This is a genomic window from Pseudomonas sp. B20(2017) (assembly GCF_002113125.1).
Lineage (GTDB): Bacteria > Pseudomonadota > Gammaproteobacteria > Pseudomonadales > Pseudomonadaceae > Aquipseudomonas.
In genome coordinates this window covers 106071-122569 of sequence record NZ_NEJP01000010.1, presented here as the reverse complement: position 1 = coordinate 122569, position 16499 = coordinate 106071, and the positions used below count along the sequence as shown (strand labels likewise).

Genomic DNA, 16499 nt, shown 5'->3' with positions numbered 1-16499 from the left:
TCGGATTAAGCGCCGTACCGGCCACTGATATAGAAATAGCGCTTGAACCAGCGCCCAATCGCCTGCAAACGCCCGGTTGGCTGCGCCGGCTCGGCGTATCGCTGCAGGATCAGCGAGACCAGATCAGCCTGAGTTGCCTTCGGATGAGCATCCAGCAACTCGACCACCCAGGCACAACCGGCCTTCTTCAGATGCTCACGCCATTCACCGGGCCAGCCATCCAGCTCATCCAGCGCCAACCACCGCGCACCGCCCTGCTCGACATGCCCGCCGCCAATGGATTGCTCAAGGCAGAACGGAGTCGCCGGGCGGGACAGGTCGATGCTGAAAATGTAAATGTCTTGAGTTTTGTGCTGCGGCGTGGGGGCGTTGTTGCGGCTGCCGATTTGAATCATGAGCACTGCTCCAATCCTTGGGTGCTAAGTGTGTCCGATTGTTTCTCACTCTGAGCACCCGGCGCAAATCAAAATCCTGATGGAACCTCCCGCGCCCGCCCCATCTCGAAACCATAAGCGCCCCGCTCACGATCAAACACGGGGCCATGGGAGAGTTCCGCGATGAACATCCGACTGTTGCTTCTGATCGCCACTTTCAGCGTCATCCCCACCTGCGTCATGGCCGAGGGCTGCGACGTCAAGACCCGCTCCTCCAGCCCCTCGGTGCCCGCCGTCGAGACGCACAGCTGCTACGAATACAAAGGCATGCCGGTTAACGCCATCGACTGGTCATGCAGCAACGAAAGCAAGGACATGCTCAACAGCAGCAAAACCAAGGTCGAACGCTGCGCCGACCACTATCAGGCCTCGTGCATCGCCACCCTCACCCAGGAATCTCTGGCCAACCCGCACTCCACCAGCAAGGACAAAAACGCCAAAGCCTTGAACATTCCGGACAGCGCGCAAGTGACCACCTATTACTACGACGTGGAACAACTGGCACAGGCGCGGATTGATTGCGAGAACGGGGGCGGGCATTGGAAGGCGAAGTAACGGCGCTCAAGCGCGCATGAAAAAGGGACACCGATGGGTGTCCCTTTTGGTTCTAAATGGCAGGTGGATTCAGCGCTTCATGGCCTCACACTGACTGCGCAGATCATGATCGCCGATTGACGAACAACTACTGCCTTTCTTCGCTTCACAAAAAGCACGTTGATCATGATCACCGATACTTGAACACGAACTGCCTTTCTCCGCTTCACAGGCCGCGCGCATGTCGTGATCGCCGATGGAGGAACAACTGCTGCCCTTTTTGGCTTCGCAATAAGCGCGTTGGTCATGGTCGCCAATGCTTGAGCACGAACTGCCTTTCTCCGCTTCGCAGGCCGAACGCAAATCGTGGTCGCCGATGGAAGAACAACTGCTGCCTTCCTGCGTGGCCTGGCAATAACTGCGTTTGTCATGATCACTGATACTGGAACAACTGGCAGAAACGTAACCGCTGAACAGCAACAACATCGCAAGAATCAGTTTCATCTCACACTTCCTTGGGCTTGCCGGGAAACAGCCTGGCACTGGGTGACTCGTTCGACATGAGCGTCGCGACACGCCATCAAATTGACATCGCCTTTAAGGAAAGTTCCGGCACGGATAGGGTTTCGCAGCCCTAGCGAGCTAAGTCCACACCCGGCACAATGCGGCCCGGCAACTTGCCTGTGCTTCATTTTCATGGCGGTTGTGCGTGGGAGACCTTCGGGTCTGCCGGGTCTTAGCTCCTCGGTCTGCGAACCCGCGCATAACTGTCACCCAACTCGTTTCGCAGCGAGCGGTGATTATTAATTTCTGAGCTAAGGATTTTTACCCATGACAAGTAAGTCACCGCAGTGCAGCTACGCCCCAATGTCCCACCCCGCCACTGACCACCCCGTTCTGTTCATCGATGCCGACGCGCCACTGAGTGACCTCCACGCCTGCGTCATTGAGCGCCTGAACGCAGTCCTCAAATATCTCGACCTCATGGCTTGCATCCACCTTCCGGATCACGCCGAACATGACATCAACACAGTCACTACTATCGCCAGGATCCTCGTGCAGGATGTGAGTGATATATTTAGGGTGATTGAGCAAAGTTCTTGAAAAGCAACTCAAGCAATTTCACCAATGGACATTACTCATTAAATTCAAACTGAAGTCTTAAAACCCGCCAAACCATTACAAACAACTCTAAAAACCTGCCAGTTCTAACAGGTGGCACGTTGCTCCTTTTAGAGGATTCTATCCTGGCGAGTGACATCCACATCTCGCTTAACGGTATACACACCCATAAATATCGAAGCAAAGGGACTCACCATGAACATCAAACGAAAATCGGCCCTCCTGCCCGCACTGTTTATTGTCATCAGTGGCATCAGCTATGCGGGCGTATCAATGGCTAGCTATGAAAAAGCCACAGCTACCGTAGGAGAACAAAAAGTCATCTATGCTGAAGATTGTCCAGAAAAGGATAAAATCGACGGCAAATGTGCTCAGAAATAACGTTAGACTTACAGATAACTAAAGAGAAACCTCACTTCTGCGGTTTCTCTTTAATAGCATAAAAACATGGCTGACTTAAAAACAATCAAAGTCTTACCCTGACATGGAGGATCTGGGGTTCAATATAGCCCGACACAACTTAATTCTAGTAACGGGCATTGAATAATCAAAAATTCGCCGGCGTATTCGCACTAATAATCTCAGCCTCATCCGCCCCGATATTCCGGAATTTGTGCGGCAGCGTCGTCGGAAAGTAATACCCATCCCCCGCACTCAGCACGCTCACCTGCCCGTCCACCGTCAACTCGACCGTGCCGCGCGTCACCAATCCGCACTCCTCACCCTCAGCATGAACAATCGGCTCTTCCCCGGAACTCGCGCCCGGTGCGTATTGTTCGCGCAGCAAGCGCATCTGGCGGCTGGGGACCGAGGCGCCGATCAGCAGCAGGCGCAGGCCGTGGCGGCCGAGGTCGGGTTGTTCGTTGGCGCGGAAGACGTATTGGTGTTCGCGGGGCGGCTGGTCGAAGGTGAAGAAGTCGGCCAGGGACATCGGGATGCCTTCGAGCAGCTTTTTCAGTGAGCTGACGGAAGGACTGACACGATTCTGTTCGATCAGGGAGATGGTGGCATTGGTCACGCCGCTACGCCGGGCCAGCTCGCGCTGGGAGAGTTTGTAGCTTTCGCGTACTAGTTTGAGTCGAGAACCCGTATCCATGACAGCCTTATGTGAGAACGACTTAAGGGCGATGGGGGTGGGTGGCGGGTGCCGCGCAGGTCGCGCGGATCACGTTGCTCCCGTGTCCCGGAACCGTGAAAGGCGGCTATTAAATCACGTTTGTCGGTGTTGCTCAGCAGGTTCGATGGACGGTGGGTGAAAAGAGCCTGCTGCTGATCATTGCGGGTCAGGCACAAGACCTGTGGGAGCGAGCTTGCTCGCGATTGGGCGGTACATTCAACATCCCTATTTGCTGATAGACCGCTTTCGCGAGCAAGCTCGCTCCCACAGGGTTTGTGGTGCTGCTTGTCATGTGAAAAAGCCGGCAGCGCCCTTTTTGGGGGCGCCGCCGGCGAGGTTAATCAGATGCCGAAGCGGTCGCGCAGCGAGTAGTACACGGCGCCGAGGGCGGTCAGCGGGGCCGAGAAGGTGCGGCCGCCGATCATCGGCATGTGCGGCAGGGAGGCGAAAGCATCGAAGCGTTCGGCGTCGCCACGGATCATTTCCGAGATCAGTTTGCCGGCCAGGTGCGAGCAGGTGACGCCGTGGCCGCTGTAGCCCTGCATGTAGTAGGCGTTTTTCTCGATGCGGCCGAATTGCGGCATGCGCGACATGGTCAGCAGGAAGTTGCCGGTCCAGCGGTAGTCGATTTTCACGTCCTTGAGTTGCGGGAAGGTCTTGAGGATCTTCGGGCGGATCAGGGTTTCGATGTCGTCCGGTTCACGGGCGCCGTAGACCACGCCGCCGCCGTAGAGCAGACGGTTGTCGGCGGTCAGACGGTAGTAGTCGAGCAGGTAGTTGCAGTCCTCGACGCAGTAGTTGTTGGTGATCAGGCTGCGGGCCTGCTTCTCGGTCAACGGTTCGGTGACGCAGATCTGCGAGCCGCACGGCATGCTCTTGGCCGTCACGCGGTTGTCGAGGCCTTGCGGCAGGTAGGCGTTGCCTGCGATCAGCAGGTACTTGGCGCGGACCTGGCCTTTGGCGGTGCGCACGACGTTGGGCTCGCCGTATTTGATTTCCACCGCAGCGGATTGCTCGTAGATCTTGCCGCCCAGACGCACAATGGCGGCGGCTTCACCGAGGGCCAGGTTCAGCGGATGAATGTGGCCGCCCTGCATGTCCAGCAGACCGCCGACGTAAGCGTCGGAGCCGACTTCGCGGCGGATGTCCGCAGCGTCGAGCATCTTCAGGTTTTTATTGCCGTAACGTTCCCAGCTACGTTTTTGTTCGGCGAGTCCCTTGAGCTGTTTGTTGTTCATCGCTGCGAAAATACCGCCCGGGCGGTAGTCGCATTTGATGTCGTATTCCTTGATGCGCGAACGGATGATGTCGGCGCCTTCGAAAATCATGCTGCCGAGGATTTCGGCAGTCTTGTCACCGTAGCGCTCCTCGATCACATCGACGTCGCGGCTGTAGGAGTTGACCAGTTGACCGCCGTTGCGACCGCTGGCGCCGTAGCCGACTTTCGCCGCTTCCAGCACCGTCACCTTGTAGCCGGCTTCGCTCAGGAACAGTGCCGAGGACAGGCCAGTGTAGCCAGCGCCGATGATGCAGACATCGCACTCCACCGACTCTTCGAGGACCGGAAAATCGATCACTTCGTTGCGGGTGGCGGCGTAGTAGCTGTTCACGTGTTGTTGTTTCATTTTTTTATTCTCCGAGCGTCGCCGGTTGCAGGCGACCAACGCTGTAAAAGAGTCAGAGCTTGATCCAGGTCGCTTTCAGCTCGGTGTACTTGTCGAACGCGTGCAGCGATTTGTCGCGACCGTTGCCCGACTGTTTGAAGCCACCGAACGGCGCGGTCATGTCGCCGCCGTCGTACTGGTTGACCCACACGCTGCCGGCGCGCAGGCCACGGGCGAAGGTGTGGGCCTTGCTCAGGTTGCTGGTCCAGACCCCGGCGGCGAGGCCGAAGATGCTGTCGTTGGCGATGTGCAGCGCTTCTTCAACGGTGTCGAAGGTGATCAGCGAGAGCACCGGGCCGAAGATTTCTTCCTTGGCGATGGTCATGGCGTTGGTCACGCCGTCGAAAATCGTCGGCTCGATGTAGGTGCCGCCGGTGTCTTCGAGGGTGCGGCGGCCGCCGGCGATCAGCTCGGCGCCCTGCTCCCGGCCGATGCTGATGTAGCGCAGCACGTTGTCCAGTTGACGCTGATCGACCACGGCGCCGACGGTGGTCGCCGGATCCAGGGCGTGACCCGGTTTCCATGCTTGCAGCGCTTCCACCAGCAGCGGAATGAATTGCTCGCGGATCGAACGCTCCACCAGCAGGCGCGAGCCGGCGGTGCAGACTTCGCCCTGGTTGAACGCAATGGCGCTGGCCGCCGCTTGTGCTGCCGCGCGCAAGTCCGGTGCGTCGGCAAACACCACGTTCGGGCTCTTGCCCCCTGCTTCGAGCCAGACGCGTTTCATGTTGCTTTGGCCTGCATAAATCATCAGTTGCTTGGCAATCGCCGTGGAGCCGGTGAAGGCCAGCACGTCGACGTCCATGTGCAGCGCCAGCGCCTTGCCGACGGTGTGGCCGAAGCCTGGCAGGACGTTGAACACGCCTTTCGGAATGCCCGCGTCGAGCGCCAGCTGAGCGATACGGATCGCGGTCAGCGGGGATTTTTCCGAAGGTTTGAGGATGAATGAGTTACCCGCCGCCAACGCCGGGGCGAATTTCCAGCTGGCCATGATCAGCGGGAAGTTCCACGGCACGATGGCCGCGACTACGCCCGCTGGCTCGCGGGTGACCAGACCCAGTTGATCGTGCGGGGTGGCGGCGACTTCGTCGTAGATTTTGTCGATGGCCTCGGCACTCCAGCGGATCGCGTTGGCGGTCGCCGGGATGTCGATGCTCATCGAGTCGCTGATCGGTTTGCCCATGTCGAGGGTTTCGAGCAGCGCCAGTTCTTCCTGGTGTTGCAGGATCAGATCGGCGAAGCGGATCAGGATGCGCTTGCGCTCGGCCGGGGCCTTGTTCGCCCACACGCCGGAGTTGAAGGATTGGCGCGCGACTTCGACGGCGAGGTTGGCGTCGGCTTCATCGGTGCTGGCGACGGAGGCCAGGAAACGGCCGTCGACGGGGCTCAGGCATTCGAAGGTTTCGCCGCTGATGGCCGGGCGGTATTCGCCGTTGATAAAGGCGCGGGATTCGAGGGTCAGGGACTGGAAGCGTTGTTCCCAGTCGTTGCGGGTCATGGTCATGGGGGTGACTCACACATAAGAATTAGTGACCGATATCCCTGTGGGGGCGACGGTGCGACGATTCGACTTGCTCGCGAATAAGGTGGGTCAGTCACCTTCAAGGTTGAAGGAGATGGCCTCTTCGCGGGCAAGTCGAATCGTCGCACCGTCGCTCCCACAGGGTTTTGCGGTGTTAGCGAGATCGTGCTTGAGCGTCAGACGGTATGCAGATACCAGTTGTACTCAAGGTCTGAGATCGAGTTTTCGAACTCGGCCAGCTCGCTTTCCTTGCACGCGACGAACACGTCGATGTACATCGGGTCGATGTAGCGGGCCATGACTTCGCTGTCGTCCAGCTCACGCAGGGCGTCGCGCAGGTTGTTCGGCAGGCTCTGTTCGTTCTGCTCGTAGCTGTTGCCTTCGACCGGGGCGCCCGGCTCGATTTCGTTGGTCAGGCCGTGGTGGATACCGGCCAGCACGGAAGCCATCAGCAGGTACGGGTTGGCGTCGGCACCAGCGACACGGTGCTCGATGCGCACGGCATCCGGCGAACCGGTCGGCACGCGGACGGCCACGGTGCGGTTGTCGATGCCCCAGCTCGGCGAGTTCGGTACGTAGAACTGCGCGCCGAAACGGCGGTACGAGTTGACGTTCGGGCACAGGAAGGCCATTTGCGCAGGCAGGGTCTCCAGCACACCGCCGATCGCGTGGCGTAGCGCGGCGTTCTGCTCGGGATCCTCGCTGGCGAAGATGTTGTTGCCTTCTTTGTCCAGAACCGAAATGTGTACGTGCAGACCGTTGCCCGCCTGGCCCGGGTACGGCTTGGCCATGAAGGTGGTGTCCATCTCGTGGTCGTAGGCGATGTTCTTCACCAGACGCTTGAGCAGGACGGCGTAGTCGCACGCTTTAACAGGATCGGAAACGTGGTGCAGGTTGACTTCGAACTGCGCCGGGGCGCTTTCCTTGACGATGGCGTCGGCAGGAATACCCTGCTCTTTCGCGCCTTCGAGGATGTCTTGCAGGCAGTCAACGTACTCGTCGAGGTCGTCGATCAGATAAACCTGGGTCGACACCGGACGCTTGCCCGAAACCGGCGAACGCGGCGATTGCGGACGGCCGTTCACGTTGTCCTGGTCGATCAGGTAGAACTCGAGTTCGAACGCGGCGCAGATGGTCAGGCCCAGCGCGTCGAATTTGCGCACCACGTTGGCCAACACTTCACGCGGGTCGGCGAAGAACGGCTCGCCTTCCAGTTCGTGCATGGTCATCAGCAGTTGGGCGGTCGGGCGCTTCTGCCAAGGCTCGATGCTCAGGGTGCCGGGGATCGGGTAGCAGATACGGTCGGCGTCGCCGATGTCCAGGCCCAGACCAGTGCTTTCCACCGTGGAGCCATTGATGTCGAGGGCGAAAAGCGAGGCCGGCAGATTGATGCCTTTCTCGTAAACCTTATGAAGACTGGTGCGCTCGATGCGCTTGCCGCGCACCACACCGTTCATGTCTGCAATCAGAAGGTCGACGTACAAAACCTCAGGATGTTTCTTAAGGAATGCGTTTGCTTCGTTGAGTTGAACGGCACGCAGAGGGACCGACATGATGCACCTATTTAGCTGTTAATTATTATGTTCACTGCTGTTTCGCGGAGCCAGTCAACCCGAACGGCAAAGTGAAGTCAATAGCGAACACATGGCCGTTCAGCGTTTATTTTTCGGGCTTTTTTTAACACTCTCGTGCCAACGCAGGCACCAGACACCCGGGAATCATGAAGATTTGATGAACGGCGTTTAGAATTTTTTACATGGGAGTTGTTAATTAAAATCAACGAGGCTAAGCTCCGGAAAAGCTCGTTCAAGTGTCAAACTTCGAGGTGAATAAAAATGGCATTCAAGCCATTGATCGGCGTTACTGCGTGCGTCAAACAGATTGGCCTGCACCCCTATCACATCAGCGGCGACAAGTACGTTCGCGCTGTCAGCGTTGCGGCGCTGGGGTTGCCCGTCGTCATTCCTTCCCTTGGCAAACTGACGGAAATCGAAGACCTGCTGGGTCAGCTCGACGGTCTGTTGCTGACCGGCTCGCCGTCCAACGTGGAACCTTTCCACTATCAGGGCCCGGACAGCGCCCCCGGCACGGATCACGATCCGGCGCGCGATGCCACCACCCTTCCTCTATTGCGTGCAGCCATCGCGGCGGGCGTTCCGGTACTCGGCATCTGCCGGGGTTTCCAGGAAATGAACGTGGCGTTCGGCGGCAGCCTGCACCAGAAAGTGCATGAGCTGCCGGGCATGCTCGATCACCGCGAAGCCGACAGCCCGGATGTCGCCGTGCAGTACGCCCCGGCTCACGCTGTGTCGGTACTGCCGGGCGGCGTGTTCGAAGCGCTGGAGCTGCCGGGTGAATTCCAGGTCAACTCGATTCACAGTCAGGGCATCGACCGCCTCGCTCCCGGCCTGCGCGCCGAAGCCGTGGCGCCGGATGGCCTGATCGAGGCGGTCTCGGTGGAGCACAGCCCGACCTTCGCCCTCGGCGTGCAATGGCACCCGGAATGGCAAGTGCTGGACAACCCGAACTACCTGCGGATTTTCCAGGCATTCGGCGAGGCTTGCCGCCAGCGTGCGGCGCGACGCAACCAGCGCTGACACAACCCAGAATTTCATCACTGTTTACTGCCCCCACGGGGTCGGCGGCTGCGCGTGTGCGCACCCGTCATCCGTGAAAACAACAAACCGTAATAACAACAAGTACTACCCAGGCAGCCAGGACGGCGGCGCCGACCAAGCCGGATCGGCAAGAGCAGTGCCAATCGGATCAATGCAAAACCCTGTGGGAGCTGGCTTGCCAGCGATGAGGCCGTCACTTTCGACATCGAGGTGACTGACCCGCCGCCATCGCGGGCAAGCCCGCTCCCACAGGAGATGCGATCCGACAGGAAATGCTCTTGCAAGTCTGCAATCCACTCTTAAGCCAGGCCGCGTTGGCCCGGCGACTGAAACCTGTTGGGAGTTTCACATGGCAAACGCCTCCAGCACTTACAGGAAGGCTCTTGAAGGTCATCAGCAACCGAAAAAGGTTCTGGTGAAGGTCGATCGAGTCACCAAGAAGTTCGACGAAACCACGGCGGTGGACGACGTGTCCCTGGAGATCCATCAGGGCGAAATCTTCGCCCTGCTCGGTGGCTCCGGCTCGGGCAAATCGACCCTGCTGCGCATGCTCGCCGGTTTCGAACGGCCGACTGAAGGACGCATTCTGCTCGACGGTGTCGACATCACCGACATGCCGCCGTACGAGCGGCCGATCAACATGATGTTCCAGTCCTACGCCCTTTTCCCCCACATGACGGTTGCGCAGAACATCGCCTTCGGCCTCAAGCAGGACCGTTTGCCGGCCAGCGAAATCGACGCCCGCGTCGAAGAAATGTTGCGCCTCGTCCACATGACCCAATATGCCAAGCGTCGCCCGCATCAACTGTCCGGTGGTCAGCGTCAGCGCGTGGCCCTCGCCCGCTCCCTGGCCAAGCGTCCGAAGCTGTTGCTGCTCGACGAACCGATGGGCGCACTGGATAAAAAGCTGCGTTCGCAAATGCAGCTGGAACTGGTGGAAATCATCGAGCGCGTTGGCGTGACCTGCGTGATGGTGACCCACGACCAGGAAGAAGCCATGACCATGGCCGAGCGTATCGCGATCATGCACCTGGGCTGGATCGCTCAGGTCGGCAGCCCGGTCGACATTTACGAGGCGCCGGTCAACCGTATGGTCTGCGAATTCATCGGCAACGTGAACGCCTTCGACGGCACCGTGGTCGAGGACCTTGAAGGTCACGCGATCATTCACAGCCCGGACTTGCAGCAAAAGATCTACGTCGGTCATGGCGTCAGCACCTCGGTGCAGGACAAGTCGATCACCTACGCGATCCGCCCGGAAAAAATGCTGGTCAGCACGATCAAGCCCGAGACCCGCTACAACTGGTCCGAAGGCAAGGTGCATGACATCGCCTACCTCGGCGGCCACTCGGTGTTCTACGTCGAGTTGCCGAGCGGCAAGATCGTCCAGTCGTTCATGGCCAACGCCGAACGCCGTGGTGCGCGGCCGACCTGGGATGACAAGGTCTACGTCTGGTGGGAAGACGACAGCGGCGTGGTACTGCGCTCATGAGAACCTTCAATCAGCAATTCCTGCGCCTGGTGCCCAGCGGGCGAAAGTTCGTCATCGGCATTCCGTTCATCTGGCTGTTCCTGTTCTTCATGCTGCCGTTTTTCCTGGTGATGAAGATCAGTTTCTCGGAAGCCGCGTTGTCGATCCCGCCGTACTCGGAGATCTACACCTACGCCGAACAGAAATTCCAGCTGCTGCTGAACATCGGCAACTACACCATGCTCGGCGAAGACGAGCTGTATCTGTCGGCGTACCTCGGTTCGCTGAAGGTCGCGGCGCTGAGCACGATGATGTGCCTGGTGATCGGCTTCCCGATGGCTTACGCGATCACCAAGGCCAGCAAGGAAGCGCAAAACGTCCTGCTGCTGTTGATCATGATGCCGACCTGGACCGCGATCCTGATCCGCGTTTACGCGTGGATGGGCATCCTCAGCAACAACGGTCTGCTCAACGCGTTCCTGATGTGGACCGGGCTCACCGATCACCCGATCGAGATCCTCAACACCAACACGGCCGTGTATATCGGCGTGGTCTACGCCTACCTGCCCTTCATGGTGCTGCCGCTCTACGCCAACCTGGTAAAGCACGACGGCAGCCTGCTGGAAGCGGCGCAGGACCTGGGTTCGAGCAACTTCAACAACTTCTGGAAAATCACCGTGCCGCTGGCCAAGAACGGCATCATCGCCGGCTGCATGCTGGTGTTCATTCCGGTGGTGGGCGAGTTCGTGATTCCGGAACTGCTGGGTGGCCCGGAGACCCTGATGATCGGTCGCGTGCTGTGGCAAGAGTTCTTCAATAACCGCGACTGGCCGGTGGCGTCTGCCCTGGCGGTTGTGATGCTGTTGATCCTGATTGTGCCGATTCTGCTGTTCAACCGCAGCCAGGCCAAAGAGATGGAGGCACGGGGATGAAACGCTTCGGTTTTGCAAAGTTCATGTTGATCTTCGGCCTGACGTTCATTTATCTGCCGATGCTGATTCTGGTGATCTACTCGTTCAACGCCTCGAAACTGGTGACGGTCTGGGGCGGCTGGTCGGTGAAGTGGTACGTCGGCCTGCTCGACAACACCCAACTGATGGGCTCGGTGGTGCGCTCGCTGGAGATCGCCTGCTACACCGCGATCGCCGCCGTGGCGCTGGGTACGCTGGCAGCCTTCGTGCTGACCCGCGTGACACGCTTCAAGGGGCGTACGCTGTTCGGTGGTCTGGTCACCGCGCCGCTGGTCATGCCTGAGGTGATCACCGGTCTGTCGCTGTTGCTGCTGTTCGTGGCGATGGCGCAACTGATCGGCTGGCCGCAGGAGCGTGGCATCGTCACTATCTGGATCGCCCACACCACGTTTTGTGCCGCTTATGTGGCGGTGGTAGTCTCCGCCCGCTTGCGCGAGCTGGACCTGTCGATCGAAGAAGCGGCGATGGATCTGGGCGCGAAACCGTTCAAGGTGTTTTTCCTGATCACCATCCCGATGATCGCGCCGTCGCTGGCGGCGGGCGGCATGATGTCGTTCGCCCTGTCGCTGGACGATCTGGTGTTGGCGAGCTTCGTCTCGGGCCCGGGCTCCACCACCCTGCCGATGGAAGTGTTCTCGGCCGTGCGTCTGGGCGTGAAGCCCGAGATCAACGCCGTGGCCAGCCTGATTCTGCTGGCGGTATCGCTCGTGACCTTCCTGGTCTGGTACTTCGGCCGCAAGGCAGAAGCCAACCGCAAGCGTGCGATTCAGGAAGCGATGGATCAGACCGCCAACGAATCGTGGCAGCAACCGCAACCTCAACGAGTGGCAGCGACGGCCTGAGGCCGTCGCGTTTTACGGCTTTGCGCTTTTGCTTAAAAGCTTTTGAATAAAAAGAATGGAGTTTCACCGATGAAAATGTTTGGCAGGACTCTGCTGACACTGTCCTTATTGGGCGCAATCGCCACGGGCGCCCAGGCCAACGACAAGGTGCTGCGCGTTTACAACTGGTCGGATTACATCGCCCCGGACACCGTCAAGAAGTTCGAGGACGAGACCGGCATCCGCGTGACCTACGATGTGTTCGACAGCAATGAAACCCTCGAAGCACGTCTGCTCGCAGGGAAATCCGGCTACGACATCGTGGTGCCGTCCAACAGTTTCCTGGCCAAGCAGATCAAGGCCGGGGTCTATCAGACCCTGGACAAATCGAAGCTGCCGAACTGGAAAAACCTCAACCCGGTGCTGCTGAAAAACGCCTCCGCCAGTGATCCGGACAACGCCCATGCGTTCCCGTATATGTGGGGCTCGATCGGCATCGGCTTCAACCCGGACAAGGTGCGCGAAGTGCTCGGCAAGAATGCGCCGACCAACTCCTGGGACCTGCTGTTCAAACCGGAGAACGCAGAGAAGCTGAAAGCCTGCGGTATCAGCTTCCTCGACTCGCCGACCGAAATGCTCCCGGCCGCCCTGCACTACCTGGGCTATCCGGTGAACGACAAGGACGTGAAGCACATCGCCGAAGCCGAAGCGCTGTTCATGAAGATCCGGCCGTCGGTGGCGTATTTCCATTCGTCCAAGTACATCTCGGACCTGGCCAACGGCAACATCTGCGTGGCGGTCGGCTATTCGGGTGACGTGCTGCAGGCCAAAGCCCGCGCGGTGGAATCGGGCAACAAGGTCGAGATCGACTACAGCATTCCCAAGGAAGGCGCCGGCAGTTTCTACGACATGGTCGCCATCCCTCGCGATGCCGCCAACGTCGAGAACGCCTACCTGTTCATGAACTTCCTGATGCGCCCGGACATCATCGCCGAAGTCACCAACAGCATTGGCTACAGCAACGCCAACGAAGCCGCGACGCCGCTGGTAGACGAAGCGATCCGCAACGACCCGGGCTCGTACCCGCCGCAAGCGGTGATGGCGACGCTGTATGCAGTACCGGATCAACCGATTGCCACGCAGCGGATCATGACCCGGGGCTGGACCCGCGTGAAACTCGGCAAATAACTGGAGAAACCTGTGGGAGCGAGCTTGCTCGCGAAGGGGGTATGTCAGTCAATATATCCTTTACTGAAAGACCGATTTCGCGAGCAAGCTCGCTCCCACAAGGTCAGCATGCCCCGCCGAAGTTTATGTTTTCCGTTCACGCAGCGCCTTACCACCGCTGCACCCTCGCTCCGAACGGCCTCACCTGGCTTCCTCGGTTCAGGTGAATTCAGGCGCCCTCGGGCGCCTTTTTTTGTGGGCTCAGATCAGTGGCCAATCGGCCAGCGAGCGGTAGCGGCCCTTGTGGGATTCGAACAGCGCAAAGCGCTCGGCACGCAGAAAAAACTCCGGCGGCGTGACAGATTCCGGTTCCGGCGCCCGATAGTCCCGGGCCAGCGTCAGGTGTGGACGATATTCGCGCGTCGCCTCTTCGAACCCGAACGGCAACATCGCCTGCTCCAGCGCATACACCAATCGCAGCAATCCCTGTGGTGCCTGCTCCGGCGCCAGCGACAATACCCCCGCGCGCCGCCAGACCTGCAACCGATCCAGCGAAATCCTCAACGCCTCCCCCGGTGTGCGCACTTTCGCCACCGCCTCGCAGACTTCGCCGATCTGCGCCAACGGCACCGCACCGAGAAACAGCAACGTCAGATGAAAGTTGTCCGCCGGCACCGGTTTACCGGTGCGCAAACCCAGTTCGCTGCGCCACTGGGCAATCGCCTTGCGCTGCGCCGGCGGGCAGTCCAGGGCGAAGAACAGCCGCTTGAACGGTTGATCCCCGCGCGTTTCGTCCGTCATGGCCACGCTCCTTCGTTCGTCGAGATCCCTGAATTCTACACGCCCGTTTCTGGCGACTCTCGGCATGGGGTTTATAGTTCAACGATTGCCATCAACCGGAGGACGTCATGCGCGAGATCCTCAGCAAAGAACCCTGGTGGGCCCGACCGCCGAATCCCGGACAGGATGAGAGCGAACTGGAATGGGGCTGGCTGGTGCATTACAGCGAGGGAGAGCCGCGTTTCGAATTCGTGCGCGAGCGGCCGACGGACGAGCAGATCCGCAACCGCAAAGGCTGCCGGATCACTCCGTCGGCGGAGTGATCCGGCAACGCAGCATCAGGACTCCAGAATGTCTTTGAAGCCACCGTAAATCATCCGTTGCCCATCGAACGGCATCGGATTGACGTCCGGCTGCATGCGCGGGTCTTCCATCATTTTCGCCATGCCGGTGTCGCGGGTGGCCTTGTCCGGCCAGACCAGCCAGCCGGCGGATATGGTTTCGCCTTCCTTGAGTTTCACTGCCATCGGGAATGAGGTGACCTTGCCGTCCGGCACGTCATCGCCCCAGCCCTGAATCACCTCCAGCGCGCCGTATTCCTTGAACAGCCTGGCTGCGATTTCGCAGTGTTTTTTGTACTGTTCGCGATTGGCATTCGGCACCGGCGCCACGAACACATCGATGTAAGCCATGATCATTCTCCTTGCAGGGTGGGTTCGATCTGCTGAGTAGTCGACTCGGGCGGCCGCCATTCGACACGGTTGACGCCCAACCCGACCGACGGTTCATCACCCCCACCGAGATGACTCTCGACCTGTCCCGCGATGTGCAGCGTGCCCGCCATCACACCGGTGGTCGGGTTTTGCACCAGTTTCAGCCAGGCCTTGTCGAAGGTGTTGCCGAGACTACTGCGGATCAAGGCTTCGCTGTCGGGGCGGTCGTTGGCCTGAATGATTGCGCGGATGCCCGCCACCCCGACTGAAATCAACGCCCCGGCCAGTTTTCCCGCTGCGGCTGCTACCGCGCTGGCGGCGCCGCGTGGCGCCATCTCCGCCTCCATGCGCTGACTGGCGCGTTTAGCCACCGGAGCCATTGCCGACTCAGTCGAAGCCACGCCTTTCGAGCCGCCATCGGCGTGAATCTTCTCGATCAGCGCCGTATAGGCCGGCAGCGTGTTCAACGGATCAGTGCTGACGATCTGATACAGCGACGCATCCCTGGCAGGTGGCGGGCCAAGGGCTATGGCGGGGATTTTCTGCAACCGCCCGTTGAGCTGGGCGATGGGCACGCCGTGGCGCTGGGCGATGACCGGCATCTGCTGCGCCATCAATTGCGCGTAGAACGCGGTGGACTGACCAAGGATCGCGTCCGGGTCGATCTCCACCGCCACCGGCGCCAGCACCCGCTCCTGATATTGCTCCAGCAGATAGGCCGCCAGGCGCTTGGCCGAGGCATCCTGTTCGCCGCTGGCACTGATCGTGTACCAGCTGACCTTCATCGACAGCCATTCCTGGGTCCAGTAACTGCTGAACCACGGAATGAAATTTTCTTCAGTTTGCTCATAGACCCGAATGCGCCAATGTTCCATCGAGCCACGGGCGAACAGCTTGACCTGCTCGGTGGCCTGCTTCGAGGCGCTGACGATTTCCCGGTCGATCTGCTGCCAGGTGGCCGGCGAGACCACCACCGCCGGCGCGCCCACCGGGGCCCGCGCCGAGGAGGCGCAGCCGGCCAGCAACACCAGTGCGGCGACGATCAGCGCGCGCAGGTTCACGGTGACGGTGTCCTTGAATGACCAGATGTGCGGGTGATGACTTGAGTATAGGTGCCGCCAGTGAGCCGTTTGTCCGGTTGTATCCGCGACCATCAATGGCGTCGATATTCACCATTGCGACGATTGCCTTCCGCATGCCGCTTGGCAAAGGCACGATTAACCCATCCGAAACACACAGCATGAGGAGTTCACATCATGATCAGTACCGTCACCCTCGCCGTGAGTTTCCCGGTCTTCGGCAGCAACTACTACGATCAGCACGCCGTGTCACGCAAGACCCAGGCGCTGGTGTTCGACGAAGCCTTCGAAGATCTGTTGATGCCCGCCGCCAGCAATCATTTCAGCAATGAAGTGGTCGGTCTCAACGATCAGTTCCGTTTTCTGAGCGACATTCTCGCCACCCATTTGCTGGACATCGAGGCCTCAGTGCCTGCGCGATCCAGCGTCCGGGCGAGCGCTCATTTTTAATGCCAGAGGGCGCTCCCGTCGGGGAGCGCCCTCTTC

General features: G+C 59.7%; 19 protein-coding genes. 10 read left to right on the top strand and 9 right to left on the bottom strand.

Translation table 11 applies throughout. The features are described 5' to 3' along the window. Positions 1-5: 5 nt before the first annotated feature. On the bottom strand, positions 6-395 hold the full coding sequence (locus CAF63_RS16315) for a hypothetical protein (protein WP_085686549.1): 390 nt from the start codon (positions 393-395) through the stop codon (positions 6-8). A gap of 162 nt (positions 396-557) precedes the next feature. On the opposite strand from CAF63_RS16315, the gene CAF63_RS16310 reads away from it, so the two are divergent. Beyond that, positions 558-989: a hypothetical protein gene (locus tag CAF63_RS16310; protein WP_085686402.1), complete on the top strand. Its 432-nt coding sequence runs from the start codon at positions 558-560 to the stop codon at positions 987-989. Positions 990-1058: 69 nt separating this feature from the next. Here the strand turns inward: CAF63_RS16310 and CAF63_RS16305 are convergent, their stop codons facing one another. After that, positions 1059-1472 carry a hypothetical protein gene (locus tag CAF63_RS16305; protein ID WP_085686400.1) on the bottom strand — a complete coding sequence of 138 codons (414 nt, stop codon included), beginning with the start codon at positions 1470-1472 and terminating at the stop codon, positions 1059-1061. A 327-nt stretch (positions 1473-1799) separates the two neighbouring features. Between CAF63_RS16305 and CAF63_RS29000 the strand changes: the two genes are divergently transcribed. Then, complete coding sequence (locus CAF63_RS29000) at positions 1800-2072, top strand: fructose-bisphosphate aldolase (RefSeq protein WP_085686398.1); 273 nt, start codon at positions 1800-1802, stop codon at positions 2070-2072. A gap of 213 nt (positions 2073-2285) precedes the next feature. Continuing rightward, a complete protein-coding gene (locus CAF63_RS28465; protein ID WP_143492461.1) occupies positions 2286-2471 on the top strand; it encodes a hypothetical protein in 186 nt (61 codons plus the stop codon). A gap of 166 nt (positions 2472-2637) precedes the next feature. On the opposite strand, the gene CAF63_RS16295 is transcribed toward CAF63_RS28465, so the two are convergent. The 4 genes from CAF63_RS16295 to CAF63_RS16280 form a co-directional block, all read right to left on the bottom strand. Beyond that, positions 2638-3186 (bottom strand): cupin domain-containing protein, encoded by a 549-nt coding sequence (locus CAF63_RS16295; protein WP_011333561.1) that lies wholly within the window; start codon positions 3184-3186, stop codon positions 2638-2640. Between the two features lie 362 nt (positions 3187-3548). Continuing rightward, positions 3549-4832 (bottom strand): FAD-binding oxidoreductase, encoded by a 1284-nt coding sequence (locus CAF63_RS16290; protein WP_085686396.1) that lies wholly within the window; start codon positions 4830-4832, stop codon positions 3549-3551. Positions 4833-4884: 52 nt separating this feature from the next. Then, positions 4885-6375: an aldehyde dehydrogenase gene (locus tag CAF63_RS16285; protein ID WP_085686394.1), complete on the bottom strand. Its 1491-nt coding sequence runs from the start codon at positions 6373-6375 to the stop codon at positions 4885-4887. A gap of 194 nt (positions 6376-6569) precedes the next feature. Further along, positions 6570-7946: a glutamine synthetase family protein gene (locus CAF63_RS16280; protein WP_085686392.1), complete on the bottom strand. Its 1377-nt coding sequence runs from the start codon at positions 7944-7946 to the stop codon at positions 6570-6572. Between the two features lie 282 nt (positions 7947-8228). Here CAF63_RS16280 and CAF63_RS16275 point away from each other — a divergent pair, with 282 nt between their 5' ends. The 5 genes from CAF63_RS16275 (at position 8229) to CAF63_RS16255 (ending at position 13462) form a co-directional block, all read left to right on the top strand. Continuing rightward, positions 8229-8990, top strand: a complete 762-nt coding sequence (locus CAF63_RS16275) for a gamma-glutamyl-gamma-aminobutyrate hydrolase family protein (protein ID WP_085686390.1) — start codon at positions 8229-8231, stop codon at positions 8988-8990. A 370-nt stretch (positions 8991-9360) separates the two neighbouring features. Continuing rightward, positions 9361-10503: an ABC transporter ATP-binding protein gene (locus CAF63_RS16270; protein WP_085686388.1), complete on the top strand. Its 1143-nt coding sequence runs from the start codon at positions 9361-9363 to the stop codon at positions 10501-10503. Positions 10504-10532: 29 nt separating this feature from the next. After that, positions 10533-11414 carry an ABC transporter permease subunit gene (locus CAF63_RS16265; protein ID WP_371807411.1) on the top strand — a complete coding sequence of 294 codons (882 nt, stop codon included), beginning with the start codon at positions 10533-10535 and terminating at the stop codon, positions 11412-11414. Continuing rightward, positions 11411-12295, top strand: coding sequence for an ABC transporter permease subunit (locus CAF63_RS16260; protein WP_007957119.1), 885 nt, complete (start codon positions 11411-11413; stop codon positions 12293-12295). Before CAF63_RS16265 ends, CAF63_RS16260 begins: the two co-directional genes overlap by 4 nt. 69 nt (positions 12296-12364) lie before the next feature. Next, positions 12365-13462, top strand: coding sequence for a polyamine ABC transporter substrate-binding protein (locus tag CAF63_RS16255; protein WP_007957121.1), 1098 nt, complete (start codon positions 12365-12367; stop codon positions 13460-13462). A 240-nt stretch (positions 13463-13702) separates the two neighbouring features. Here the strand turns inward: CAF63_RS16255 and thpR are convergent, their stop codons facing one another. Then, on the bottom strand, positions 13703-14242 hold the full coding sequence (gene thpR, locus CAF63_RS16250) for an RNA 2',3'-cyclic phosphodiesterase (protein ID WP_085686383.1): 540 nt from the start codon (positions 14240-14242) through the stop codon (positions 13703-13705). 107 nt (positions 14243-14349) lie between these two features. Between thpR and CAF63_RS16245 the strand changes: the two genes are divergently transcribed. Then, the gene (locus CAF63_RS16245; RefSeq protein WP_007957125.1) at positions 14350-14544 is read left to right on the top strand and encodes a hypothetical protein; all 195 of its coding nucleotides are present in this window, start codon (positions 14350-14352) and stop codon (positions 14542-14544) included. 15 nt (positions 14545-14559) lie between these two features. Here CAF63_RS16245 and CAF63_RS16240 read toward each other — a convergent pair whose 3' ends face one another. Both CAF63_RS16240 and CAF63_RS16235 read right to left on the bottom strand, forming a co-directional pair. Next, complete coding sequence (locus CAF63_RS16240; protein ID WP_085686381.1) at positions 14560-14913, bottom strand: DUF1428 domain-containing protein; 354 nt, start codon at positions 14911-14913, stop codon at positions 14560-14562. A gap of 2 nt (positions 14914-14915) precedes the next feature. Beyond that, positions 14916-15995, bottom strand: coding sequence for a hypothetical protein (locus CAF63_RS16235; protein WP_085686379.1), 1080 nt, complete (start codon positions 15993-15995; stop codon positions 14916-14918). A gap of 195 nt (positions 15996-16190) precedes the next feature. Between CAF63_RS16235 and CAF63_RS16230 the strand changes: the two genes are divergently transcribed. After that, positions 16191-16463 carry a hypothetical protein gene (locus CAF63_RS16230; RefSeq protein WP_085607515.1) on the top strand — a complete coding sequence of 91 codons (273 nt, stop codon included), beginning with the start codon at positions 16191-16193 and terminating at the stop codon, positions 16461-16463. Positions 16464-16499: the final 36 nt, after the last annotated feature.